The sequence below is a fragment of the Microbacterium sp. 22179 genome (assembly GCF_052045715.1).
Taxonomy (GTDB): Bacteria; Actinomycetota; Actinomycetes; order Actinomycetales; family Microbacteriaceae; genus Microbacterium; species Microbacterium galbinum.
In genome coordinates, this window is record NZ_JBQEPJ010000002.1 from 522,300 (window position 1) to 546,109 (window position 23,810).

The 23,810-nt window shown below is 71.3% G+C and carries 25 protein-coding genes; 11 read left to right on the plus strand and 14 right to left on the minus strand.

Features of this window, described 5'->3' with window-relative positions; genetic code table 11:
* Positions 1-21: 21 nt before the first annotated feature.
* Positions 22-489: a glutaminase gene (locus ACTJKK_RS07620; RefSeq protein WP_247625237.1), complete on the minus strand. Its 468-nt coding sequence runs from the start codon at positions 487-489 to the stop codon at positions 22-24.
* 94 nt (positions 490-583) lie between these two features.
* Between ACTJKK_RS07620 and purU the strand changes: the two genes are divergently transcribed.
* Positions 584-1,435: a formyltetrahydrofolate deformylase gene (purU, locus tag ACTJKK_RS07625; RefSeq protein WP_247634047.1), complete on the plus strand. Its 852-nt coding sequence runs from the start codon at positions 584-586 to the stop codon at positions 1,433-1,435.
* On the opposite strand, the gene ACTJKK_RS07630 is transcribed toward purU, so the two are convergent.
* The 3 genes from ACTJKK_RS07630 to ACTJKK_RS07640 are packed head-to-tail and all read right to left on the minus strand — an operon-like array spanning position 1,425 to position 3,208.
* Positions 1,425-1,862, minus strand: a complete 438-nt coding sequence (locus tag ACTJKK_RS07630) for a type II toxin-antitoxin system VapC family toxin (protein WP_440747527.1) — start codon at positions 1,860-1,862, stop codon at positions 1,425-1,427. The genes purU and ACTJKK_RS07630 overlap by 11 nt on opposite strands.
* Positions 1,859-2,116 carry a type II toxin-antitoxin system Phd/YefM family antitoxin gene (locus tag ACTJKK_RS07635; RefSeq protein WP_440747528.1) on the minus strand — a complete coding sequence of 86 codons (258 nt, stop codon included), beginning with the start codon at positions 2,114-2,116 and terminating at the stop codon, positions 1,859-1,861. The genes ACTJKK_RS07630 and ACTJKK_RS07635 overlap by 4 nt, the downstream gene beginning before the upstream one ends.
* A 39-nt stretch (positions 2,117-2,155) precedes the next feature.
* Positions 2,156-3,208 carry an NAD(P)H-dependent flavin oxidoreductase gene (locus tag ACTJKK_RS07640; protein ID WP_440747529.1) on the minus strand — a complete coding sequence of 351 codons (1,053 nt, stop codon included), beginning with the start codon at positions 3,206-3,208 and terminating at the stop codon, positions 2,156-2,158.
* A gap of 52 nt (positions 3,209-3,260) precedes the next feature.
* Between ACTJKK_RS07640 and ACTJKK_RS07645 the strand changes: the two genes are divergently transcribed.
* Positions 3,261-3,533, plus strand: coding sequence for a DUF6412 domain-containing protein (locus ACTJKK_RS07645; RefSeq protein WP_247625240.1), 273 nt, complete (start codon positions 3,261-3,263; stop codon positions 3,531-3,533).
* Positions 3,534-3,605: 72 nt separating this feature from the next.
* Positions 3,606-4,415, plus strand: coding sequence for a YidC/Oxa1 family membrane protein insertase (locus ACTJKK_RS07650; RefSeq protein WP_440747530.1), 810 nt, complete (start codon positions 3,606-3,608; stop codon positions 4,413-4,415).
* Here ACTJKK_RS07650 and ACTJKK_RS07655 read toward each other — a convergent pair.
* The 3 genes from ACTJKK_RS07655 to ACTJKK_RS07665 form a co-directional block, all read right to left on the minus strand.
* A complete protein-coding gene (locus ACTJKK_RS07655; RefSeq protein ID WP_440747531.1) occupies positions 4,387-5,388 on the minus strand; it encodes an EamA family transporter in 1,002 nt (333 codons plus the stop codon). The two genes, ACTJKK_RS07650 and ACTJKK_RS07655, sit on opposite strands and share 29 nt — an antisense overlap.
* A gap of 36 nt (positions 5,389-5,424) precedes the next feature.
* Positions 5,425-6,309, minus strand: a complete 885-nt coding sequence (locus ACTJKK_RS07660; protein ID WP_440747532.1) for an SDR family oxidoreductase — start codon at positions 6,307-6,309, stop codon at positions 5,425-5,427.
* A 130-nt stretch (positions 6,310-6,439) separates the two neighbouring features.
* Positions 6,440-6,787 (minus strand): DUF7882 family protein, encoded by a 348-nt coding sequence (locus tag ACTJKK_RS07665; protein WP_247956795.1) that lies wholly within the window; start codon positions 6,785-6,787, stop codon positions 6,440-6,442.
* A gap of 200 nt (positions 6,788-6,987) precedes the next feature.
* Between ACTJKK_RS07665 and ACTJKK_RS07670 the strand changes: the two genes are divergently transcribed.
* Together ACTJKK_RS07670 and ACTJKK_RS07675 are read left to right on the plus strand one after the other, a co-directional pair.
* Complete coding sequence (locus ACTJKK_RS07670; RefSeq protein ID WP_440747533.1) at positions 6,988-7,560, plus strand: FHA domain-containing protein; 573 nt, start codon at positions 6,988-6,990, stop codon at positions 7,558-7,560.
* Positions 7,557-8,069: a CinA family protein gene (locus tag ACTJKK_RS07675; RefSeq protein ID WP_440747534.1), complete on the plus strand. Its 513-nt coding sequence runs from the start codon at positions 7,557-7,559 to the stop codon at positions 8,067-8,069. Before ACTJKK_RS07670 ends, ACTJKK_RS07675 begins: the two co-directional genes overlap by 4 nt.
* A 46-nt stretch (positions 8,070-8,115) precedes the next feature.
* On the opposite strand, the gene ACTJKK_RS07680 is transcribed toward ACTJKK_RS07675, so the two are convergent.
* Positions 8,116-9,225, minus strand: a complete 1,110-nt coding sequence (locus ACTJKK_RS07680; RefSeq protein ID WP_440747535.1) for an alcohol dehydrogenase catalytic domain-containing protein — start codon at positions 9,223-9,225, stop codon at positions 8,116-8,118.
* Between the two features lie 250 nt (positions 9,226-9,475).
* Here ACTJKK_RS07680 and ACTJKK_RS07685 point away from each other — a divergent pair, with 250 nt between their 5' ends.
* The gene (locus tag ACTJKK_RS07685; RefSeq protein ID WP_247625253.1) at positions 9,476-9,961 is read left to right on the plus strand and encodes a YfbM family protein; all 486 of its coding nucleotides are present in this window, start codon (positions 9,476-9,478) and stop codon (positions 9,959-9,961) included.
* Between the two features lie 220 nt (positions 9,962-10,181).
* On the opposite strand, the gene ACTJKK_RS07690 is transcribed toward ACTJKK_RS07685, so the two are convergent.
* Entirely contained in the window at positions 10,182-11,897 is a 1,716-nt protein-coding gene (locus ACTJKK_RS07690) for a DUF222 domain-containing protein (protein WP_440747536.1), read from the minus strand.
* Positions 11,898-12,198: 301 nt separating this feature from the next.
* A complete protein-coding gene (locus tag ACTJKK_RS07695) occupies positions 12,199-13,071 on the minus strand; it encodes an EamA family transporter (protein ID WP_247625255.1) in 873 nt (290 codons plus the stop codon).
* 233 nt (positions 13,072-13,304) lie between these two features.
* On the opposite strand from ACTJKK_RS07695, the gene ACTJKK_RS07700 reads away from it, so the two are divergent.
* From ACTJKK_RS07700 to ACTJKK_RS07710, 3 genes are all read left to right on the plus strand, one after another.
* Positions 13,305-14,588 carry a M18 family aminopeptidase gene (locus ACTJKK_RS07700; RefSeq protein WP_440747537.1) on the plus strand — a complete coding sequence of 428 codons (1,284 nt, stop codon included), beginning with the start codon at positions 13,305-13,307 and terminating at the stop codon, positions 14,586-14,588.
* A 114-nt stretch (positions 14,589-14,702) separates the two neighbouring features.
* Complete coding sequence (locus ACTJKK_RS07705) at positions 14,703-16,142, plus strand: purine-cytosine permease family protein (protein WP_440747538.1); 1,440 nt, start codon at positions 14,703-14,705, stop codon at positions 16,140-16,142.
* The gene (locus tag ACTJKK_RS07710) at positions 16,139-16,744 is read left to right on the plus strand and encodes a cysteine hydrolase family protein (RefSeq protein ID WP_440747539.1); all 606 of its coding nucleotides are present in this window, start codon (positions 16,139-16,141) and stop codon (positions 16,742-16,744) included. The genes ACTJKK_RS07705 and ACTJKK_RS07710 overlap by 4 nt, the downstream gene beginning before the upstream one ends.
* 145 nt (positions 16,745-16,889) lie before the next feature.
* On the opposite strand, the gene ACTJKK_RS07715 is transcribed toward ACTJKK_RS07710, so the two are convergent.
* A complete protein-coding gene (locus ACTJKK_RS07715) occupies positions 16,890-17,600 on the minus strand; it encodes an MBL fold metallo-hydrolase (RefSeq protein ID WP_440747540.1) in 711 nt (236 codons plus the stop codon).
* 99 nt (positions 17,601-17,699) lie between these two features.
* On the opposite strand from ACTJKK_RS07715, the gene ACTJKK_RS07720 reads away from it, so the two are divergent.
* Positions 17,700-18,311: a TetR/AcrR family transcriptional regulator gene (locus tag ACTJKK_RS07720; protein WP_440747541.1), complete on the plus strand. Its 612-nt coding sequence runs from the start codon at positions 17,700-17,702 to the stop codon at positions 18,309-18,311.
* 65 nt (positions 18,312-18,376) lie between these two features.
* Here the strand turns inward: ACTJKK_RS07720 and hutI are convergent, their stop codons facing one another.
* Genes hutI through hutH form a run of 3 tightly spaced genes read right to left on the minus strand, consistent with a single transcriptional unit; the run spans position 18,377 to position 22,810 of the window.
* On the minus strand, positions 18,377-19,570 hold the full coding sequence (gene hutI, locus ACTJKK_RS07725) for an imidazolonepropionase (protein ID WP_440747542.1): 1,194 nt from the start codon (positions 19,568-19,570) through the stop codon (positions 18,377-18,379).
* Between the two features lie 32 nt (positions 19,571-19,602).
* On the minus strand, positions 19,603-21,276 hold the full coding sequence (hutU, locus tag ACTJKK_RS07730) for a urocanate hydratase (protein WP_440747543.1): 1,674 nt from the start codon (positions 21,274-21,276) through the stop codon (positions 19,603-19,605).
* Positions 21,269-22,810 (minus strand): histidine ammonia-lyase, encoded by a 1,542-nt coding sequence (gene hutH, locus ACTJKK_RS07735; RefSeq protein ID WP_440747544.1) that lies wholly within the window; start codon positions 22,808-22,810, stop codon positions 21,269-21,271. Before hutH ends, hutU begins: the two co-directional genes overlap by 8 nt.
* 58 nt (positions 22,811-22,868) lie before the next feature.
* Between hutH and ACTJKK_RS07740 the strand changes: the two genes are divergently transcribed.
* On the plus strand, positions 22,869-23,651 hold the full coding sequence (locus ACTJKK_RS07740) for an IclR family transcriptional regulator (RefSeq protein WP_440747545.1): 783 nt from the start codon (positions 22,869-22,871) through the stop codon (positions 23,649-23,651).
* The last annotated feature ends 159 nt before the right edge of the window (positions 23,652-23,810 follow it).

Here is a 23,810-nt window from a genome sequence, read left to right on the forward strand (position 1 = left end):
GAGGCCACCGGACGCGCGCGACTAGCTCGCCCCGCGCAGCAGCTCGACGCGCTCCCGCAGGTATGCCTCGAGGGGCATGAAGCCTCCGGCGGCGCTCCATCGCACCGAGGGGATGCCGTCGACCAGGGCGAGCGGCCCGGAGGCTCCCCCGGCATCCACCGCGTCGACGTCGATCACGCTCCACCCGACGTGCACGACCTCGCCCTCGTCGAAGCCGCCCTTGAGGGCTTCGGCACGGCGCTCGGCCCGTTCGCGCGCCGACTCGGCCGTGTAGCCGCGGCGACCGGGGTCGGCAGCACGGAGCACCTCGGCGGTCGCGAGCGCGTGCGTGTCGGTGAGCAGCAGCACGCCCAGGTGCCAGGCCTCGCCGACGCGCACGATCCGCTTGCCCCGCCAGCGCGAGTCGCGCTCCTCGCCGAGCCCCTCCTTCGGGGCGCCCGCGAGGTCGGCGACCGCGCGGGTCAGCAGGTCGGAAGCGGTCGGATGCATCCCTCCAGGCTAGCGAGCGGTGGCTCGTGACGGGCGCGATTCGCCGGGAGGGCCGCTCGCACGGCAGAATCGATGCACACCCCGAGGAGACGCCATGTCACAGCCCGATACCGCTCGCCTTCTGATCGCGTGCGACGACCAGCCCGGCATCGTCGCGGCGGTCGCCAACGTGCTGGCCGAGCACGGAGCGAACATCATCTCGCTCGATCAGCACTCGACGGACTCCGAGGGCGGGCGCTTCTTCCAGCGCACCGTCATCCACCTGCCGGGCCTCGCCGCTGCCCGCCCCGCGCTCGAGGCGAGCATCGCGCAGGTCGCCGAGCGCTTCTCGATGGAGTGGTCGCTGCACGACGTCTCCCGCCGCAAGCGCGTCGCGATCTTCGTGTCGAAGTACGACCACTGCCTCATGGAGCTGCTGTGGCGCACGCAGCGCGGCCAGCTCGACATCGACATCACGATGGTCATCTCGAACCACCCCGACCTCGCCGAGTCGGTGCGATCGTTCGGTGTGCCGTTCGTGCACATCCCCTCGGGCGACAAGGGCGCCATGGAGTCCCGTCAGCTCGAACTGCTGCAGGGCAACGTCGATCTGGTGGTGCTCGCGCGCTACATGCAGATCCTCACCGACGACTTCATCGAGCGCGTCGGCGCCCCGGTCATCAACATCCACCACTCGTTCCTGCCGGCCTTCATCGGCGCGAACCCGTACGCACGGGCGAAGGATCGCGGCGTGAAGCTGATCGGCGCCACGGCCCACTACGCCACGGCCGACCTCGACGAGGGGCCGATCATCGAGCAGGACGTCACGCGCGTGACGCACGGCGAGTCCGCCGCCGACCTGCAGAGCCGCGGCGCCGAGGTCGAGCGTCTCGTGCTCGCCCGCGCGGTGCAGTGGCACGCCGAGGACCGCGTGATCGTGCACGGCCGCTCGACGGTCATCCTCTAAGGGATTCTTCACGAGCGACGCCGGAACCGGCGACGTCGGAACCTCCGACGACTTCGACGGCGAGGCCACGGGATGCCGTCGCCAGACGTCGATCGTTGGTCCAGAGCTCGGTGCAGCCCGAGAGCTGCGCGGCGGCGAGGTGCAATGAGTCCGGCGTCTTCAGTCCGAAGTCCGCCCGCAGCTCGGCCGCGCGGATGAACACCGCCGCATCGAGATCGATCATCACGAGGCGATCGAACAGCGCGAGGTACCGGTCGCGCACCTCGACGTTGCGCTCGCGCAGCGATCGGATGAGGCACTCGTGCAGGGCGAGCGGGCTCGACGCCACGGGCTCGTCTACCTCGGCCAGCGCAGCGCGAACGGCATCACCGCGGGCGCCGGTGTCTTCGAGCGCGTAGATCAGGATGCAGGCGTCGACGTAGATCATTCCCAGGAGTCCCGGTTCTCGTCGATCTGGGCGTCGAGGGCCGCGGCATCCGTCGCCAAACGCGCCGGCAGCCGGTTCGCCTCGATCCAGTCGACGAGCACGCGTCCGCTGCGGACGACATTGACCGGACCGATCGGCACGAGGCGCGCCACCGGGGTTCCGCGCTTGGTGATGACCACCTCTTCACCGGCCTGCGATTCGGCGATCAGGCGCGAGAGACTGTTGCGCGCATCCAAGACGTTGTGCTCCGGCATGACGCCATCCTAGCCAGGTACATGGCTAGGAACAAGGCGTCACCCCCGCGGAACACCCGCGCGGAGCTCGGCGAACACCTCGCCCGCCGTCTCGAGGTGCACGAGTGGTGCGGCCTGCCCCATCCACAGCGACTGCAGCTCGCCGAACCCCTGCTCCCCCGCAGCCGCGCGGAATCTGCCGGTCAGCCAGTTCTGCATCGGGAACGGCGCGATGGTGCCGCTCGCCTCGATCGCGCGCACGGCCCGATTGCGGGCGCCGCGCGCGAGTCGTCCGCTCATCGCGCGGGTGAGCACGGTCTCGTCGGCGGCCGTCGCGTGGATCGCCGCCCGGTGCGCGGCGGTGACCGCTGACTCGTCGGTCGCGAGGAACGCGGTGCCCACCTGCACCCCGCTCGCCCCCAGCGCGAATGCCGCGGCCACCCCGCGGCGATCGGCGATGCCGCCGGCGGCGATGACGGGCACCGAGACCGCGTCGACGACCTGCGGCACGAGCGCGAAGGTGCCGACGAGGGAATCTTCGGCAGGTCGCAGGAACGACACCCGGTGGCCCGCCGCCTCCATGCCGGTTGCGACGATCGCGTCGACACCGCCCGCCTCCAGCGCCACCGCCTCGGCGACCGTCGTGGCGGTTCCGACGACGCGGATGCCGCGGCGGTGTGCTTCGTCGACCACCTCGGCGCCGGGCACACCGAAGACCACGCTGAGCACGGCGGGGGCGACCTCCCAGACCGCGTCGAGCTGCTCGTCGAGCGGGGCGAGGTACCGGTCCGGTCGAGCCGGCGTCTCGACGCCGACCGCGTCGTAGAACGGCTGCAGCGCCTGAGCGAAGATCATGTGCTGGGCGTTCGGCATGACCTCGTCGCCCGTGGGCAGCCAGACGTTGAGCGCGAAGGGTCGGTTCGTGGCCGCGCGGAGCTCGGCTCCGACGGCGCGGATGCGGTCGCCGTCGTAGCCGTAGAGGCCGAACGACCCGAGCCCGCCCGCCTCGCTGACCGCCGCGGCGAGCGCGACCGACGACAGCCCGCCGAACGGCCCCTGCACGATCGGATGCTCGACGCCGACAAGCTCACGAAGGCCACGCAGATCACTCATGCTCCGAGCCTATTCCCGCCCTCGCGCCCAGGCCCGGTGCTACCCTCGCAGCATGGGTGAGTGGATCGAGCGGATGCTGAGCGTGCTGCTCGCGACCCTCGGTCTCGTCGCGATGCCGGATGCCGCCGCCCTCGGTGTGGCCATCGCCGTCATCGCCGTGACCGCCCTCGTGCTGGCCGTCGCGCTGAGCATCCGCACGACCGTCGACGCCCGCGCCCCGCATCCGTGGCGCGCGATCGATGCGTCCGCGCTGCTCGCGCAGAGCGATCCCGATGCGGCCGGTCACCCGCGTCCGCGAGCGCCGGGAGTCGCGATCCCCGCGTAGTCCTCCGCCCGGGAACGGGAGGGACCACGCGGCTTTCGCCGACCCCTCCCGACCTCATGAACGGACACTCCGATGGATCTCTTCGCCTTCCCGCCCCTCGCCGCCCTCCTCGACGCCGCCTACGGCGCCCTCGCCGGGCTCTCCACCCTGCTCGAACCCCTCGCCGGGGCATCCGCCGCGGCCCTGGCGGTCGTGCTCGTCACCCTGCTCGTGCGCTCCCTGCTCATCCCGGTCGGCTTCTCGACCGCCAAGGCCGAACAGACGCGCGCCCGTCTCGCCCCGAAGCTGCGCGACCTGCAGCGCCGCCACAAGAAGAATCCCGAGCGGCTCCAGAAGGAGATGCTCGCGCTCTACCGCGACGAGAAGACCTCGCCGTTCGCGGGCATGCTCCCGGTGCTCGCGCAGGCGCCGGTCGTCGGCATCCTGTACACGCTGTTCATCCGCCCGGAGATCGCCGGGCACCCGAACGACCTGCTCACGCACGACCTGTTCGGGGCACCGTTGGGCACGAGCCTCGTCTCCGCGGTGTTCGGGGGCACGGCGACGCCTGCGACGTTCCTCGTGTTCGGGGCGCTGCTGCTCGTGATCATCGCGACCGCGGAGGTCACGCGTCGCGTGTTCCGCCCCGCTCCCGTCGACGACGACTCGTCGATGGGCGCGGCGATGAACTCCCCCGCGATGCAGCGGGTATTCGGCTCGCTCCACTACCTGACGGCCGTGTTCGCGGTCTTCGTGCCGCTCGCCGCGGCGCTGTACCTGACGGTCACGGTGGTGTGGACGCTCGTCCAGCGGATGCTGCTGCGTCGCCGTTACCCTCTCGCGACCACCGACACCGCGGGCGCCGCAGCGCCGGTCAGTCGGGCAGGGGTATCGGCGCGGTGAACACCCCGGTCTCGGGATCGTTCCGGCGATCGGAGCCGGGAACCGCGCCCGGCTCGGTCGCGGGATCGGTCGCGGGATCGGTCCTGGGCTCGGCGTCGTCCGCCCGCCGACGCGCGCGCCGGATGCCGAGGGTGGTCCCGATGCTCGCGGCGACGACGAGGGCGATCGCGAGGAGGCGCAAAGGCGAGGCGTCCTGACCGAGGATGAGCCACCCCGCCAGCGTCGCGAAGGCGGGCTCCAGGCTCAGCAGCACCCCGAACACCCGTTGCGGCAGACGGCGCAGCGCCGCCAGTTCGAAGCTGTAGGGGATCACCGACGACAGCACGGCGGTGATCCCCGCCAGCAGCAGGAGCTGCGGGTCGGCCGCCACGACGGTCGCGGTGGGGATGCCGACCGGGAGCAGCAGCACCGCGGCGACCACGAGCCCCATCGCGAGCCCGCCGCTGCCCGGGATCACCGCCCCGACCTTCGCGCTGGTGCGGATGTACATGGCCCAGAATCCGGCGGCGATGAGGATGAACACCACGCCGAGAGGATCGAGCGGTTCGGCGCCGACGACACCGTCGACGAAGAGCAGCCCCATGCCGATCACCGCGACGCCGACCCAGACGGCATCCGGAAGCCTGCGGGTGAGCACGGCCGCCAGCACGAGGGGGCCGAGGAACTCGATCGCGACGGCGGGGCCCAGGGGGATGCGGTCGATCGCGGCGTAGAAGAAGCCGTTCATCGCGGCCAGCGAGAGCCCGAAGAGCAGCGCCGCGGCCCACTGCTGTCGCGTCCAGCGCCGGGGACGCGGGCGCACGATGACGAGCAGGAGGAGGGCGGCGATCGCCACGCGCAGCGACGTCACACCCCAGGGGCCGAGCACCGGGAAGAGCTGTGCCGCGACGGCTGCCCCGAAGGGCAGCGACAGGCAGGAACCGATGACGAGGGCGACGCCCGTCAGGGTCCGGGACGACGCGGATTTCTGCACTCCTCCAGCGTAGCTCCACGCCGCCCCCGCGCGATCTCAGAGGTGCTTGCCCCCGGTGACCGGCAGCACGATGCCCGAGGTGTACGACGACTCCGCGGACGCGAGGTACACGTACGCCCCCGCGAGCTCCGCCGGCTGCCCGGCGCGACCCAGCGGGGTGTCCTGGCCGAAGGTCGCGAGGCGCTCTTCGTCCCATCCGGTGGCGGGGATCAGCGGCGTCCAGATCGGACCCGGTGCGACGGCGTTCACGCGGATGCCGCGGGGACCCGCCTCTTCGGCGAGCGCCTGCACGAACGCGACCTGCGCGGCCTTCGTCATCGCGTAGTCGATGAGTCCGGGCGAAGGGTTGTACGCCTGGACCGAAGAGGTCACGATGATGCTCGCCCCGGGCTCGAGGTCGGGGAAGGCGGCGCGGGCGGTCAGCAGCATCCCCTCCAGGTTCGTCTCGAACACGCGGCGCATGCGCTCGGGGTCGATCGACTCGAACCCGTCGATGTCGTGCTGATACCCGGCGTTGAGCACGAGCACGTCGAGACCGCCCAGCGCCTCACGGGTGTGCGACACGATCGCAGCGGCGAACTCGTCGTTGCGGAGGTCACCGGCGAGGCTCACGCCGGTGCGCCCCGCGTCGCGGATCAGCCGCACCGTATCGTCGGCATCCGCCTGCTCCTCCGGCAGATGCGCGATCGCGACATCGGCTCCCTCTCGGGCGAACGCGATCGCCGCCGCGCGGCCGATGCCCGAATCACCGCCGGTGATCAGGGCCCGCCGTCCGTCGAGCCGGCCGTGGCCGACGTAGCTCGCCTCCCCGTGGTCGGGGGTCGGCAGGGTCAGCCCGGTGAGGCCCGGCTGGTCCTGCTGCTGCGCCGGGAAGCCCTCTTCGCGGTGCGCGTGTCGGGGGTCGGTCGTGGAGTCGGTCATCTCGTCACCTGGGTTCCGTATCGTCGGTCTCGGCGCGCAGAAATCCGGTTGCGCGGGATACCGACGATGCCGTCACGGCCCACCCGATTCCAGGGGGTTGACAGGCGGATGCTCCGACGAGCGGCCGCGCTCAGCTCGCGGGTGCCGCCGGGATCTCGGTCGTCGTCGGCGCCTCACCGTTCTCGGCCGGCTCGGGCACGAGGTACAGACCGCTGGGAGCGTTGGCCGTGAAGGCGAGCGCTTCGATCCACGCGCGGTTGATCGAGGGCTGGCGGCTGCCGAAGTACTTGAATACCAGCGAGCTCGCCGGCTGGATCCACACGGTCGTGCGGCCGCCGCCGACGCTCGCGTCTTCGCGCCAGCTGAACGGGAACGGCTCGCCCCGGCGCAGCTTCGCGGTGATGACGAGTTGCAGGTGCGTGAGCGCCCTGTCCTCGATCTCGGTCTTGACTCCGCCTTCGTAGACGAACTTCCCCATCAGGTGCTCCTCGGTGCGATGCTTCGGTTCTCCGACCCGGCCGTCAGGATCACCCCATGAGAATAAGCGTATGCCCTCATCGTTCCCGCGCGGAACCCGGGTCCACGTGACACCCCGGCCAGGCGAAGTCAAGCCCCTGCGACGGCGACGGCCGAGACCCTAGAGTCGAGTCCCATTACCTGCCGAGGAGGCGATGACGGATGACCGATTCAGGCACCGAGGGCTACACCCCCACCACGACCCACGCCGAGTGGGGCGCGGGCGAACCGAAGCTGCGCATCTCGCGAGACGACGAGCGCACCGAGTTCCTCCTCGACGTCGACGTCGTGCGCATCGGCTCGGCGGCGGGCAACGAACTCCGTCTCGCCGACACGGACCCCGTGCACGCCACGATCACCCATGACCAGCGCGACGAGTACGTGCTCGAGCTTCACGGCGAGGGCGAGCGCAACGCGAGCGACAACGCCGACGGCACCCATTCCGCCCCGAGCACGGAGACCCTGCGCACGGGTGCACGGTTCACCGCCGGACCGTGGACGTTCGTGTACCACCGCGAGGAGTTCGCCGACCACGGCCGCCCGTTCGGCGGGCGCAAGGGCGGCGAGTACGACGACCAGCCGCTGCAGCCGCCGCGACCCGACTACGCGCACGACGAAGCGGCAGAGGGCCCCGACGACGAGGCCGCGCCCGACGGTCCCGCACCGGAGACGCCGGGTCCGGACGACTCCGCGGAGAGCTCGTCGGAGGAAACCTCGGAGGACGACGCGAGGTGACGGACGGTGCCGACTCGTCCGACGATCTCCGGCATCTGAGTCGCACGGCGCTCGAGCGTCGATTGCGCATCTGCGTGGCGGAGTCTCTGACATCGGGGCGACTGGCGAGCGCGGTCGGCGGGGGTGATGACGCCGGGCGCTGGTTCGGCGGCGGAGCGGTCGTGTACCAGTCCGACGAGAAGGAGCGCGTGCTCGGGGTCACCCCCGGCCTGGATCCCTGCTCGGCCGAGGTCGCCGAGCAGATGGCAGAGGGCGCACGAAAGCTCTTCGATGCCGACCTCTGCGTCGCGACCACGGGCGTCGGCGGTCCGGGACCGGACGACAACGGGCATCCCGCCGGAACGGTGTTCCTCGGGTGGGCAACGGCCGATGGTGTCGGTCACCGCGCCCTGATGCTGTCCGGCGATCCCGCGGAGGTCATGGAGTCGGCGGTCGTTCAGGCGGTACGCCTCCTGACTGTGCGGATCGAGGGGGTGCATGCGGCGGATCCTCGCCGCGCGAGTTCCTGAGGCGGCATGCCCACTCGGGGCGCTTCGCTCCGACTCGCCGCGTCGATCAGCGCCCCGGTAGCAACCCGACGCGGAGCGGCGCTCCCGGGGCGGATGCCTCGGCGAGCGCTTCGTCGATCGCGGCGAGCGGCCGCACGGCTCCGACCGCATCCGCGAAGGGGTAGGCGCGTCCGCGCCCGGCGAGGAATGCCACCGCCTCGGCGAGGTCGGCCCCTGTGTAGTTATGCACACCGGCGACCGTGACGAGGCGACGCACGATGCTCTCGGCGTCGAGCGGCACCCGGTCGGCGGGGAACACGCTGCCGACGAGCACGACGATCCCGCCGACGGCGACCCCGTCGAGCGCTTCGGCGACCGCGTGACCGGATGCCTCGATCACGACGTCGGGTTCGGGGCCGCCTGCGGAATCGGACGGCATCGCGCCTCCCTCCGTCTTGCCCCGCTCGCTCAGGGACCGGCTTCCGCGTGGTGCCAGCCACTCCTGCGCGCGGGCGCGACGCGCGTCGTTCGGGTCGAGCACCTCGACGAGCGCCCCCTGCTCGGCGGCGATCGCGGCGGCGGACAGCCCGACGAGGCCGGCACCGTGGATGCGCACCCGTGCGCCGTCCAGATCGCGATGCCGGGCCGCGCGGGCGACGGCCGCCCAGGCGGTCGCGGTCGCGCATGACGCGGGGGCGAGCACGGACGCCGGGAGCGTCTCGGGCACCCGCACGATCGTCGTTCCCTCGCGCAGCTGCATGTGGCTGCCGAAGGCTCCGGTCAGCTCCCCGTGCGCACCGATGCGATCGTGCCCGTACTTCGCGAGCGTGCGGCACTTCTGAGGCATGCCGCACAGGCACCGGTCGCAGCTCGCGCACGACACCGTGATCGACCAGACCACCCGGTCGCCGATGCGCAGCGGTGCTCCGTCGGTCGCGGTCGCCCCGGCGTCGCCGAGCGCGATGACCCGGCCGACGCTCTCGTGCCCGAGCACCAGCGGCACCGGGGCGGGTCGATGCCCCTGCACGGTGTGCACGTCGGATCCGCAGATGGTCGACAGCTCGACCGCGACCAGCACATCGCCGTCGGAGAGCGCGACACCCGGTACGGCGATCGTCTCGTGGGGCTGTCCTTCGCCGACGAACACCATCGCGGTGGCCGCCGGTCGCAGCGCCACGTCGCGTCGATGCCCGGGTGGGCGGGTCAGCATCGTTCCCATTTCGCTCCCCCGTGTCAGCTGCGCGATCTCGTTGCCCTAGTCCTCTCCGACTCTTCCAGGACGAGAACGACGCATTCGGGTGCACCCGCGAGTGTTCAGCGGCTGTTCACCTCCGATCCGATTCGGATTCGCCGAGTGTCTTGGTGCCGCTCGCGTGCGCTCTAGGCTGGGAGCGGTACCGCGACGAACGGGGAGGGTTCGGATGGGCATGAGGGCTGCATACACACTGATCGATGAGGGCACGCTCGATCGGTTGGTGTCGCTGTCGCCCGAGGTTCTGCTGTCGACGCTCGAGGAGCTCGAAGAGGCGGGGGCGCCGACGGTCTATGTCGACAAGATGTGGGATGGCCTGCACTTCCTGCTCACCGGGGTGTCGGCATCCGCTCCGCGCGAGGACGACCCGCTGAGCGAGGCCGTCGTGGGCGTGCACGCGTTCGGCGGCGAGGACTTCGTCGGCTGCACCGAGAACGACGAGCTCGATCCGATCATCGAAGCCCTCGACGCGGTCGACCTCGACGAGGCGCTCGCGCGGGTGGACTTCGCCGCGTTCGCCTCGGCGCGCGTCTACCCGAACATCTGGACCGACGACCCCGCGCAGCTGCGGGCCGAGCTGACGGATGCCTTCACCGAGCTGCGGCGCGTGCACCAGCAGGCCGCCGACGCCGAGAGCCATCTGGTGATCAGCATCTACTGATGCATGCCGCCGGGCCCGGCTGGCCACGGCGCTCGTGACAGTGCTCGTGGCGGTGCGCGTCGCCGATATCGTCGCGGGGCGCGGTGCATGTCGCGGAACTCTTCGCGGCGCGCGGTGCATGTCGCGGAACGTCCCGCTCATGGCACCACTCAGGAACCGGTCACGAACGGGCGAGGAACGCCGCCGATCTCGGTGACCGGTCGCGGTCGCCAAACTGCGTTCATGCGCGCACCGGTGGTCGGGCTCGCTGTCTCGCCGCGGTGGCGGTCGCGGTGATGGCGGTGGTGGCGGTGGCGGTGGCGGTGGCAGTCGCAGTCCGCGGTGCGGTCCATAGTGCGGGGCGCGGTGCTCGCCATTTCTGCTGGGGGTCCCACCAGGCGGGTCCGCGGACCTGGGGTGTGCCTTTGTGCATGCGGATGCGCCAGCCGGAGGTGTCGAGGGTGCGGTGGTGGTGCCAGCAGAGGGTGACGCCGTTGTCGGTGCTGGTGGGTCCGCCGCGGGAGTGTTCTGTGACGTGGTGGATCTCGCACCAGGCCGCGGGGACGTGGCAGCCGGGGATGAAGCACTCGCGGTCACGGAGCGTGATCGCGCGGCGTTGGTGGACGGTGAACACCCGGTCGGTCGAGTCGATGCCGATGATGCGCCCGGTGGGGTCGGAGGTGACGCGTTGGATGCTCCCGCCGCAGGCCGTGTGCCGGGCCGTCGCGAGGGAGACCGGGGTGTCGATGCCGTCGACCTGCGCCCATCCCCGCCCGGACGCATAGTCCTCGGCGATGACGGAGACGACCAACGTCGGGGCCGCGCCGCCGAGGGAGGGCATGTCACTGTGGCGGGCGGCGATTCCGAGGGCGGCAGCGAGGGCATCGTGCTGCTTCTGCGCCCGGGACCGGTCATCGACCATGCTGCCGGGATCACCCGACGGGAGGGCGTTGGGCGGGAAGACAGCGTCGTCCAAAGAGGCGAGGCCGTCGGGCGGGAGGACGTCGTCAGCGAGGAAACCATGCGCCTCGCCGTTCAGCGCGTGCTCATCCGTGCCGAACATCGTCTCGTCGGCGGAGGTAACGAACCGCACCCCACTGGCCATGCCCGCAGCAGGCTGCGGTGCCGCGGGGACGGGTGGTCCGTCGACTTTCGGGTTCAGGTACGCGTCCCAAATGCGTTGCAACTGCCCCGCCGTCTCCGGCAGCAGCGACCCACGGATCGGGATCACCCCATCCTTCACCCGCCCGAGCACAATCCCCCGGGCGCGCATTGCCCGCTCCTCTGCAGGTTCCGCGCCGTCGGGATCGAGGTAGGTCACGATCACCCGCGACAACAACTTCAGGTCTTCCGGCGTCGCCGGCGGGCCCGCTTCGAGACGACGCTCGGTATCGGCGTCGGCGTCGGCGTCGGCGTCCGCCTCACGGTCGTCGTCAACTGCGACAGCGACGAGACCACGCGCGTACTCCGCCAATTCGGCGTCCGCCCGCAAACGGTCCGCCGCACCGATTCGTGCCCCGGCCTGCTCCACGGGCCCGGTCGCGGCGAGCAGCCCCGCGACCCCGATGGCCCCGTCCAGTAATGCTTCCCGCAGGGCCGGCCATGGGGCGGGCAGCAGCGCACCGGAGGAGAAGTCCAGCTCCCGGCGGACGACCTTCCCCGCTTTCACGACCCGTGCCGCCGCGGCCGCGTCGGTGCGGAGCACTCGTTGGACGAGTTCGTTCATCGTCCGGCATCCGAACCGACCGCAGAACGCGAGTTCCCCTGATCCGGCCGGACGCTGATCGACGGATCCGACCGTTTCCACGATGACCGCGTCCACCCGGCGGGCAACCTCGCCGGCAGCGTGGAGCACCTGCATCTTCTCCGCATCCGATAACCCCGCCAGTACGTCTGCGCGCAGCACCGCGGCCAGGTCGGCGGCGACCCGGTCCAGGAGTTCGGCGGTGCTGTTCATGCGTCTCAGTCCACCAGCAGCCACCGACATTCCGAGACGAAAAACCCAGGCCAGAGGCAGTATCGACGCGAATGGTGGAGAACTCCCGGCAACACGGCACCGGTGCAGAACGAGTGCATGCGGGGCGGGACCCTTCGACAGGCTCAGGGACCCAGTTCCGGGGCGCGGGGCCCTTCGTCTCGCTGCGCCCGCTCAGCAACCGCGGCCGCCCACGGGGCGGGACCGATCGACAAGCTCAGGAACCGGGTGTGAGAGGGTCGGGCCTTTCGTCTCGCTGCGCCCGCTCAGAAACCACACCACCTCACACCGCGAGCAGCACGATCCCCGCGACCACCACCGCCGACGCGCCCACTCGCCACCACGGGCGCGACTCGCGCAGCACGAGCACCCCGAACAGACTCACGATCACCACGCTCACCTCGCGCAGCGGCGCGACGAGTGCGACCGGCGCGATCTGGATCGCCGTCAGCACGAGGATGTACGACAGCGGCGACAGCACCCCGAACGCCACGATGCGCCGCCACTGGGTTCGTCCGAGCATCCGCACCGCAGCCCACTGTCCGCGCACGCCGACGGCCAGAGAGTAGAACGGCACCTGCAGCAGCGTCGTTCCGACCATGAACGCCACCGGCGAGAGACCCCAGGTGCGCACGGCGTGGGCGTCCCAGATCGTGTAGATCGCGATCGCGACACCGGTGAGAACCCCGAACACCAGACCCGGGTCGATCCGACGACCCGCATCGCCACGTCCCCCGCGGTCGACGAGACCGATCGCGACCACGCCCGCGATCACCGCGGCCACTCCGACCAGCGCCAGCACCGATGGGCGCTCTCCGAGCAGCAGAACCGCGATGATCACCGAGAGGAACGGCCCCGTGCCCCGGGCCGTGGCGTAGACGGTCGAGAGGTTTCCCTCCTGGTAGCCGCGCTGCAGCACGAACATGTAGCCGACGTGCAGTACCGCCGAGACCCCGACGCCCAGCAGGAACGAGCCGAGATCGGATGCCCCGATCCCGCCCGTGAACGGGATCGCTCCGGCCCAGACCACCGTGCTGCCGACCGCTCCCCACCACAGGAACGGCATGCCGGCGCGGCTGATGCCGTGGGCGATGATGTTCCACGCGGCGTGCGAGAGTGCGGCGCCGATGACGAGCGCGAAGGCGAGAGCGGACATACGGGAACCCTTCCGGCCGCCGCGGGCGCGACGAACAGGGCTCCTCCGGGCTTTTGTCCTGTCAGATGACGGCTCGTCTGCGGAGGCGAGCCGTGGCGCCGCTCGGACCAGTCGGGCGAACCCCGGAACCCTAGGCGCTATCGAGGTGCACCATACTCCCCCGAGGTGAACGATCGAGCACGACACCATCCGCGGGTACGCTCGAAGGACGCCCGTCTGCAGGAAGGCCCTCCATGCCCGTCACTCCGGTCGCCCTCGCCCACGCCGAGGACCTCGCCGACTTCGTCGCCGCCTCCCCCTCGAGCTATCACGCCGCGACCGAGATCGCCCGCCGCCTCGAGGACTCGGGCTTCACGCGCCTGAACGAGGAAGATGCCTGGCCTGCACAGCCCGGCGGTCGCTTCGTCGTGGTGCGCGACGGCGCGACGATCGCCTGGGTGGTGCCGACGGATGCTTCGCCCACCACACCCGTGCACGTCTTCGGCGCGCATACGGATTCCCCCGGTTTCAAGCTCAAGCCGCAGCCGACGACCGGTACCCGCGGCTGGCTGCAGGCCGCCGTCGAGGTGTACGGCGGACCTCTCCTGAACTCCTGGCTCGACCGTGAGCTGCGGCTCGCCGGGCGCCTCGCGCTGACCGGCGGCCGCGTCGTGCTCGCCGACACCGGTGCGCTGCTGCGCCTGCCGCAGTTGGCCATCCACCTCGACCGCACCGCGAACAGCGGGCTCGCTCTCGACAAGCAGGTCGAGACGCAGCCGGTCTGGGGTCTCGGCGACCCGAGCGAGGCCGACGTGCTCGGCGAGCTCGCGGCATCCGCCGGTGTTGACGCCGCCGATATCCGCGGCTACGACGTCGTGATCGCCGACACCGCTCGCGGCGCCGTGTTCGGCAAGGACGACGCCTTCTTCGCCTCGGGTCGCCTCGACGACCTCGCCTCGGTGCACGCGGGCGTCGTCGCCCTCGCCGCGCACGAGGCCGAGGCGGGCGCCCCGATCGCCGTGCTCGCGGCCTTCGATCACGAGGAGCTCGGGTCGAACTCGCGCTCCGGCGCCGCCGGCCCCTTCCTCGAAGACATCCTGGGGCGCATCTCCGACGGGCTGGGGGCGGATGCCTCGGAGCGCCGCCGCGCCTTCGCATCGTCGTGGTGCCTGTCGAGCGACGTCGGCCACTCGGTGCACCCGAACTACGTCGGCAAGCACGACCCCGTCGTGCAGCCGGTGCTCGGATCGGGCCCGATCCTCAAGCTCAACGCCAACCAGCGCTACGCGACGGATGCTCTCGGCGCCGCCGCCTGGCACGCCTGGTGCGAGCGGGCCGGTGTGCCGACGCAGGAGTTCGTGTCGAACAACGGGGTGCCGTGCGGCTCGACGATCGGACCGATCACGGCGACCCGCCTCGGCATCCGCACGGTCGACGTCGGCATCCCGATCCTGTCGATGCACTCCGCGCGCGAGCTCGCCGGCGTCTCGGACCTGCACGATCTCGCCCGAACCGCCGAGGCGTTCTTCCGGTCCTGACCGGGTCCTGACCCGGTCCTGACCCAGGTCTCGACCCCGTCCAGACCTCCGCCCTGATCCGGCGTCGTTCGTCGTATTCGCCCCGATGTCGGCGCACGGTGCCAGGATGAGGGGATGACGCAGAACCCGCCCGGCCTCATCGAGCGCGCCGGCATCGAGATCATCCCCGAATCCGAGCGCACCGCGAAGCCGCGCGACCTGTTCTGGCCGTGGTTCGCGGCGAACGTGTCGGTCTTCGGCATGTCGTACGGATCGTTCGTGCTCGGCTTCGGCATCTCGTTCTGGCAGGCGACGATCGTCTCGGTCGTGGGCATCGTGGTGTCGTTCCTGCTGTGCGGGCTCATCGCGATCGCCGGCAAGCGCGGATCGGCGCCGACCATGGTGCTCTCGCGCGCGGCGTTCGGGGTGCACGGGCAGAAGGTACCCGGCATCGTGTCGTGGCTGACGTCGATCGGCTGGGAGACGTTCCTCGCCATCATGGCCGTGCTCGCGACCGCCACCGTCATCACGCAGCTCGGCGGCGACGGCGACAGCATCGCCGTCAAGATCACGGCGACCGTCATCGTCGCGGCGCTCATCGTGGGCGCCTCGGTGCTCGGGTACCACGCCATCATGAAGATGCAGTCGGTGCTCACCTGGCTCACCGGCGCCGTGACGATCCTCTACGTGATCCTCGCCGCGCCCAGCATCGATCTCGAGGCCGTGCTCGCGCGTCCGGACGGCGGCATCGGACAGGTGATCGGCGCCCTCGTCATGGTGATGACCGGTTTCGGACTGGGCTGGATCAACATCGCCGCCGACTGGTCGCGCTACCAGAAGCGCACGGCATCCGACGGCGCGATCGTCGCGTGGAACACGATCGGCGGATCGGTCGCTCCCGTGATCCTGGTGGTGTTCGGTCTGCTGCTCGCGGGGTCCAACGACGATCTCTTCGCCGCCGTGCAGGCCGACCCGATCGGCGCCCTCGCGACCATCCTCCCGCTGTGGGTGCTCGTGCCGTTCCTGCTCACCGCCGTGCTCGCCCTCGTCTCGGGCGCGGTGCTCGGCATCTACTCCTCGGGCCTCACACTGCTCAGCCTCGGCATCCGCATCCCCCGCCCCTCGGCCGCCGCGATCGACGGCGTCATCCTGACGATCGGCACGATCTTCGTCGTGTTCTTCGCGACCGACTTCCTCGGCCCGTTCCAGAGCTTCCTCATCACGCTGGGTGTTCCGCTGGCGTCGTGGGCGGGCATCCTCATCGCCGACATCCTGCGCCGCCGCAAGGACTACGACGAAAAGGCGCTCTTCGACGCGAAGGGTCGCTACGGCGCCTGGGACTGGATCTCGATCGGCACGATGGTCGTCACGAGCGTGATCGGGTGGGGGCTCGTCCTCAACGGCTTCGCCGAAGATGCACCGTGGAACAACTGGCAGGGCTACCTGCTCTTCCTCGTCGGGGGCACCGAGGGCGACTTCGCGTACGCGAACCTCGGCGTCTTCTTCGCGCTCGTGCTCTCGTTCCTCGTGACGTACATCGCGCGCGCGGGCAAGATCCGGCGGCAGGAGGCGTGAGCGCCTCGGCGGGCGCGACGTCGCCGGCGGAAACCGGAACGGCAGCACCCGAGACCGAGCAGTCGTGGTTGGTCGTGATCGATCCGCAGGCGATCTTCGCGGCACCGGATTCCGCCTGGGGCTCGCCGTTCTTCGCCGAGGCGATGCCCCGCATCCGGGCTCTCGCGGAATCCTTCGGCGAGCGCGTGCTCGTGACGCGATGGATGCCGACGGCCGATCGCGCGACCTCGTGGGGTGACTACTTCGCCGCCTGGCCGTTCGCCGATCAGCCGCCGACCGACCCGTTGTTCGCTCTCGTGCCCGAAGCCTCCACCCTGTCGCCGCTGCCGACGCTCGACTTGCCGACGTTCGGCAAGTGGGGCGCCGACATCGAGCGGATCGTCGGACGCGGAGCGCACATCGTGCTGGCCGGCGTCTCCACGGACTGCTGCGTGATCTCGACGGCGCTGGCCGCCGCGGATGCCGGGGCCCACGTCACCGTCGCGGCCGATGCCTGCGCGGGGTCGACCGCCGAGAACCACGCCGCCGCCGTTCAGGTGATGGGCCTCTACCCGCCGCAGATCACCATCAGCGACACGGCGACGGTGCTCGCGGCGCGCTGAACCCGGGGCGCTGAACCGGGGGCGCTAAACCCGGGGGCGCTGAACCCGGAACGCCGACACCTGAACGCCGACACCTGAACGCCGACACCGGAACGCCGAAGGCCGAAGGCCGAAGGCGGAGCTTTGAGCCTGAGATCAGGAGCCGTCAGGCGGATGCCCGCACGGCTTTCGCGATGTCGGCCGGTGATCCGCGCCAGGGGGCTCCGTGCCCGGGAAGCACCCAGGATGCCGACACCCCGGCGAGCCTGTCGAGGGAGGCGAGCGCCTCGGCCGGCTCATCCGTGAACGGGGCGGGCTGCGCACCGACCTTCCCGGTGAGCACGTGTCGGGTCGTGAGCGCGTCGCCGACGAAGACGGCCTCGATAAGGGGAACGTGCACGGCGATGCTGCCGGGCGAGTGCCCCGGCATCCCGATCACGACGGGCGAGCCGGGCAGGTCGAGCACGTCGCCGTCGCCAACCTCGCGCACCTCGGCGACGTGGTGCGTGCGGAAGGCGTTCTTGCGCAGCCCGTAGCCGAGGAAGCCGAGCATCGGCCCGATCCGCGCCGGCCCCATCGGGGTCTTCGGCTTCTCGCCCGTGCGCACGCGGTGCGCATCGGCGGCGTGGATGAACACGGGCACCCCGACCTCACGCCGCAGTCGTTCGGCGAAGCCGATGTGGTCGCTGTCGCCGTGGGTGAGCACGACGCCGCGGATGTCGCTGAGCGGGCGCCCGATCTCGGCGAGAGTGCGCTGCAGATCGCGCCAGTGTCCAGGGAGTCCGGCGTCGACGAGCGTGATGCCCTCGGGCGTTTCGATCAGGTACGAGGCGACGATGTCGTTGCCGAGGCGGTGGAGGTGCGGGGCGAGCAGCATGGCGGGGTCCTTTCTGGACGGGTGCGATCGGCGGACGATTGCGAAAGCTACGATACGTAGCTATCATGGCTACTGTCAATAGCCATGAAGGAGGCGCCCGTGCCGGCACCCGAACGCACCTCGACCGAGGCCATCGTCGCCGCCGGTCGCGCGATCCTCGAGGAATCGGGGCCGGCGAGCCTCACGATGCAGGCCGTCGCCACCCGCGTCGGCGTGCGCGCCCCCTCGCTCTACAAGCGCGTGCGCGATCGCGATGCCCTCCTCACCGCGGTGGCCGAGGCCGCGATCGACGAGCTCGGCTCGCGTCTCGCCGGCACCGCCTCCGGCACCGGCACCGGCACCGGCACCGACACCGACACCGACACCGACACCGACACCGACACCGACACCGACACCGACAACTCAGGTACCGACCTCACGAGCCTCGCCGAGGTCTACCGCGCCTTCGCGCACGAGCACCCCGAGAGCTTCCGGCTGATGTTCACGGCATCCGCTCCCGTCGACGCGCTGCACCGCGCGTCGGAGCCCGTGCTGCGCGCCGCCGCCGCGCTCGTCGGCGAGGCGGATGCCCTCGACGCCGCGCGTCTGTTCACCGCCTGGGCGACGGGATTCCTGCAGATGGAGCTGTCGGGGGCGTTCCGGCTCGGCGGCGACGTCGGCCGGGCCTTCGACTACGGGCTGCGCCGGCTCCTCGCAGGGCTGACCGCCTGACCGCCTGACCGCCTGACCGCCTGACGCCCGGAAAGCCCGCAGGCCCGACCGCCCGCAGCGACCTCTCAGACCGCGACGCCGTCCTTCCACACGCGTGCCACGAGCGGCACGCCGGGGCGATACGCGAGGTGGATGCGGGTCGGCGCGTCGAGCAGCACGAGGTCGGCCCGCGCCCCCGGAGCGATGATCCCGATGTCGTCGCGGCGCAACGCCCGGGCACCGCCCGCCGTCGCCGCCCACACGGCCTCCGCCGGGGTCATGCCCATGTCGCGCACGGCGACCGCGATGCAGAACGGCATCGACGACGTGAAGCTCGATCCGGGGTTGGTGTCGCACGCGAGCGCGACCGTGACGCCGGCGTCGATGAGGCGGCGCGCATCGGGGTACGGCTGGCGGGTCGAGAACTCGACGCCCGGCAGCAGGGTGAGCACGGTGTCGGATGCCGCGAGCAGCGCCACGTCCTCGTCGGTCAGGTAGGTGCCGTGGTCGACGGATGCCGCGCCCAGCTCGACCGCGAGCGCGACGCCCTCCCCCGGTCCGAGCTGGCTGGCGTGCACCCGCGGCGCCAAGCCCCGGGCGATCCCGGCCTCGAGCACGCGGCGCGACTGCGCGACGGTGAAGGCCCCGGTCTCGCAGAACACGTCGATCCACCGCGCGTGCGGGGCGCAGGCGTCGAGCATGGGGCCGATCACGAGGTCGACGTACTCGTCGCCGCGGTCGGCGTACTCGGCCGGCACGACGTGCGCGCCGAGGAAGGTCACCTCGGGCGTGACCTCGGCGGCGAGACGCACGAGACGCTCCTCGTCGGCGACGCTCAGCCCGTACCCGCTCTTGATCTCGACGGTCGTCGTGCCCTGCGCGAGCATCTCGTCGAGGAACCCGCGCACTCGCGCACGCAGCTCGTCGTCGGTCGCCGCGCGGGTGGCCGCCACGGTCGATCGGATGCCGCCGGCCGCGTACTTGCGTCCCGCCATCCGCTCCTCGAACTCGACGGCCCGGTCACCCCCGAACACCAGGTGGCTGTGGCTGTCGACGAACCCGGGAATCACCGCCCGCCCCGCGGCATCCACGATCTCATCGGCGGGCGGGGCATCCGCCGCTGCCCCCACCCACGCGATCCGGTCGCCGTCGATGAGGACGGCCGCCTCGTGCAGCGTGCCCACCGGATCGCCGCTGCCCGGGGTCCCTGCGCCCGCCGACGGGCCCGCCCCCGGAGCGTTCGTCGTCAACTCGCCGATGTTCGTGAGGAGCGTCGTCATGGCGTCAGCCTTTCAGATTCGAGAAGCGCAGCTCAGAGCATCGGGATGTTCAGGCCGCGCTCGCACGCCACCTCGCGGGCGTGTTCGTAGCCCGCGTCCACGTGCCGCATCACACCGGTGCCAGGGTCGTTGGTGAGCACGCGCTCGAGCTTCTGCGCGGCGAGGTCGGTGCCGTCGGCGACCGTCACCTGACCGGCGTGGAGCGAACGACCGATACCGACGCCTCCGCCGTGGTGGAGCGACACCCACGAGGCACCCGAGGAGGTGTTCAGCAGCGCGTTGAGCAGCGGCCAGTCGGCGATCGCATCGGAGCCGTCCTTCATCGCCTCGGTCTCGCGGTAGGGAGAGGCGACGGAGCCCGAGTCGAGGTGGTCGCGCCCGATCACGATGGGCGCCGAGAGCTCGCCCGAGGCGACCATCTCGTTGAACCGCAGCCCGGCGAGGTGGCGCTCCTTGTATCCGAGCCAGCAGATGCGGGCCGGCAGCCCTTCGAAGTGCACCTTCTCGCCGGCCTTCTCGAGCCAACGGTGCAGCGCGGTGTCGTCGGGGAACAGCTCGGCGATCGCCCGATCGGTCTTGGCGATGTCCTCGGGGTCGCCCGAGAGCGCCGCCCAGCGGAAGGGTCCGCGCCCCTCCTCGAACTGCGGCCGGATGTAGGCCGGCACGAATCCCGGGAACGCGAACGCGCGGTCGAAGCCACCGAGTTCCGCCTCCCGACGGATCGAGTTGCCGTAGTCGAAGACCGCGGCACCGGCGTCCTGGAACGCGACCATCGCGGCGACGTGCGCCGCCATCGACTCCCGCGAGCGCCGCGTGAACTCCTCGGCATCGCGCTCGGCCTCCGACTTCCACTCGGCCACGTCGATGCCGATGGGCAGATAGGCGAGCGGGTCGTGCGCGCTGGTCTGATCGGTCACGATGTCGATCGGCACACCACGGCGGTGCAGCTCGGGGAACACCTCGGCTGCATTGCCCACGACGCCCACCGAGAGCGCCTCCCCGGCATCCTTCGCCGCGAGGACGCGGGCCACGGCGGCGTCGAGATCGGTCGTGTACTCGTCGAGGTACCCGTGCTCGACGCGGCGGGCGAGGCGTGACTCGTCGACGTCGACGATCAGCACCACGCCGTCGTTCATCGTCACCGCGAGCGGCTGCGCGCCGCCCATGCCGCCGGCACCGCCGGTGAGGGTGAGGGTGCCGCGCAGCGAGTCGCGGCCGAGCGAGCGGGCCACGGCCGCGAACGTCTCGTAGGTCCCCTGCAGGATGCCCTGCGTGCCGATGTAGATCCACGAGCCGGCCGTCATCTGGCCGTACATGAGCAGACCCAGTTCCTCGAGCCGGCGGAACTCGGGCCACGTCGCCCAGTCGCCCACGAGGTTCGAGTTGGCGATGAGCACGCGCGGTGCCCACTCGTGCGTACGGAAGACCCCCACCGGCTTGCCCGACTGCACGAGCAGCGTCTCGTCGGGCTCGAGCTCGTCGAGGGTGCGCACGATCGCGTCGTACGCCTCCCAGCTGCGGGCGGCGCGGCCCGTGCCGCCGTAGACGACCAGGCTCTCGGGGTGCTCTGCCACCTCGGGGTCGAGGTTGTTCATCAGCATCCGCTTGGCGGCTTCGGCGCCCCAGCTCTTGGCGGTGCGCTGATTGCCGCGTGCCGCGCGCTCGGTGCGCGTCGTGTCGGTGAGGGTGGGCTTCTGGTCAGTCATTCGCGTGCTCCTGTGCGATGCGGGCGACGGCGCCGGACTGCACGAGCGCGGTCACGGCCTCCATGTCGGGAGAGAGGAATCGGTCGGGGCCGGGGCCGGCGGCGACCGTGCGCACGAGGTCGCGCACGGCACCGGTGGCCGGTCCTGCGTGGAGGGGGGCGCGCAGATCGAGGGCGCGGGCACCGGTGAGGATCTCGATCGCCAGCACCCGACCGAGGCCGTCGATGGCGCGGCGCAGCTTGCGCGCGGCCGCCCAGCCCATCGAGACGTGGTCCTCCTGCATCGCCGACGAGGGGATCGAATCGACGGATGCCGGAACCGCGAGCCGCTTCAGCTCCGACACGATGCCGGCCGCGGCGTACTGCGCGATCATGAGGCCCGAGTCGACGCCGACCTCGTCGGCGAGGAACGGCGGAAGACCGTGGTTGCGCGCCGGATCCAGCGCCCGGTCGGTGCGCCGCTCCGACACCGAGGCGACGTCGGCGACCGAGATCGCGAGGAAGTCGAGCACGGCGGCGACCGGCGCCCCGTGGAAGTTGCCGTTCGACTCGATCCGCCCGTCGACCGTGATGACCGGGTTGTCGATGACGCTGGCGAGCTCACGGCCGGCGATCGTCGCCGCATAGCCCGCGGTGTCGCGCGCGGCGCCGTGCACCTGCGGCGAGCAGCGCAGCGAGTACGCGTCCTGCACCCGGCCGTCCTCCGGACCCTTGTGGCTGTGCACGATGGGCGAGTCACGGAGGAACGCGCGCAGGTGCGACGCCGAGACGCCCTGTCCCGTCTGCGGACGCAGCGCCATGAGATCGGCGGCGAAGACGGCATCCGTGCCCAACTGCGACTCGATCGACATGGCCGCGGCGATGTCGGCGGTGAGGAGCAGACCCGCGAGGTCGTGGAGCGCGAGCACCAGCATCCCGAGCATCCCGTCGGTGCCGTTGATGAGGGCGAGGCCCTCCTTCTCGACGAGGGTCACCGGCTCGATGCTGGCGGCCGCCAGCGCCTCGGATGCCGGGACCAGCGCACCGTCGGGGGTGCGCACGTCGCCCTCGCCCATCGCCGCCAGTGCGATGTGGGCGAGCGGGGCGAGATCGCCCGAGCAGCCGAGGGATCCGTACTCGCGCACGACCGGCACGATCCCCGCGTTGAGCAGCGCGGCAAAGGTCTCGACGACGACGGGGCGCACGCCGGTGCGGCCCGAGGCGAGCGTCTGCAGTCGCAACAGCTGGAGGCAGCGCACGACCTCGGCTTCGACCTCGGCACCCGTTCCCGCCGCGTGCGAGCGGATGAGGCTGGCCTGCAGCTGCAGACGACGGTCGGGAGCGATGAACGTGGTGGCGAGTGCGCCGAACCCGGTCGAGACACCGTAGTGCGGGTGCGGATCGGCAGCCAGCCCGTCGATCACGGCGCGGGTCTCGGCGACGCGAGCGAGCGCGTCGGGGGAGATCACGACGGGGGCGCCGTGGCGGGCGACGGCGACGACATCGGCGGGAGCCAGCGGGGCGGTGCCGACGAGCACGGGGGCGAGTTCACTCATGTCTCGATTCCACACCCGAGGGGTCGCCCGTGACAGCGGATCATGACATCCTGTGTCTGTGATCCCAGACAGATCGGATGCCGTGGCCGACACTCCCCTGCAGGTGCCGGCGGCCGAGCACACGCTGCGCATCCTCCGGTATCTGGCGGGGCGGCCCGCGCCGGTCGCCGCGTCGGCGATCGCACGCGAACTCGCGCTCCCGCGGTCGACCGTCTACCACCTGCTCCGCACCCTGGCGCTGCACGGCTTCGTGGTGCACCTGCGCGAGGACCGTCGCTGGGGCCTCGGCACCTCCGCGTTCGAGCTCGCCGGCGGCTACGCGAGACAGCAGCCGCTCGCCCGGCTGGGGCGTCCGCTCGTGGCAGCCCTCTCGGACCGCCTGGGCGAGAGCGCGCACCTCGCCGTGATGAGTGGGGGCGACGTGCTGTACATCGTCGAAGAGCGCGCGCCGCGGCGGCCGGCACTCGTCACGGACGTCGGCGTGCGGCTGCCCGCGCATCTCACCGCGAGCGGGCGGGCCATGCTGGCCGCGCTCCCCCGCGAGCAGGTGCGCGCGCTTTATCCGAGCGCCTCGGCATTCCCCGACCGCACCGGCGTCGGTCCGCGGAACCCCCGCGAGCTCCGTGAGGTGCTCCGCGACGTGCACACGCGCGGATACGCCACCGAAGACAGCGAGGTCGCCGACGGGCTGCGCTCCGTCGGCGCCGTGGTGCGCGATCACAACGGGTGGCCGGTGGCCGCGGTCGCCGTCACCTGGGCAGGGAACGACGTCACGGAGACGCAATTGGCGGATGCGGTACGCAGCACCGCCTCGGTGCTCGAAGCGCGTCTGGCGCACTGATCGCGCGCGCACACTGAACATGTGCACGGTGCACGTGCGCGCGTGATCGCGTGTACGTGCCCGTAAAACGAAAAAGAGCCACCCAGCGTTGGGTGGCTCTTTTTCTTAAAAGAAGTCCGGCGGTGTCCTACTCTCCCACAGGGTCCCCCCTGCAGTACC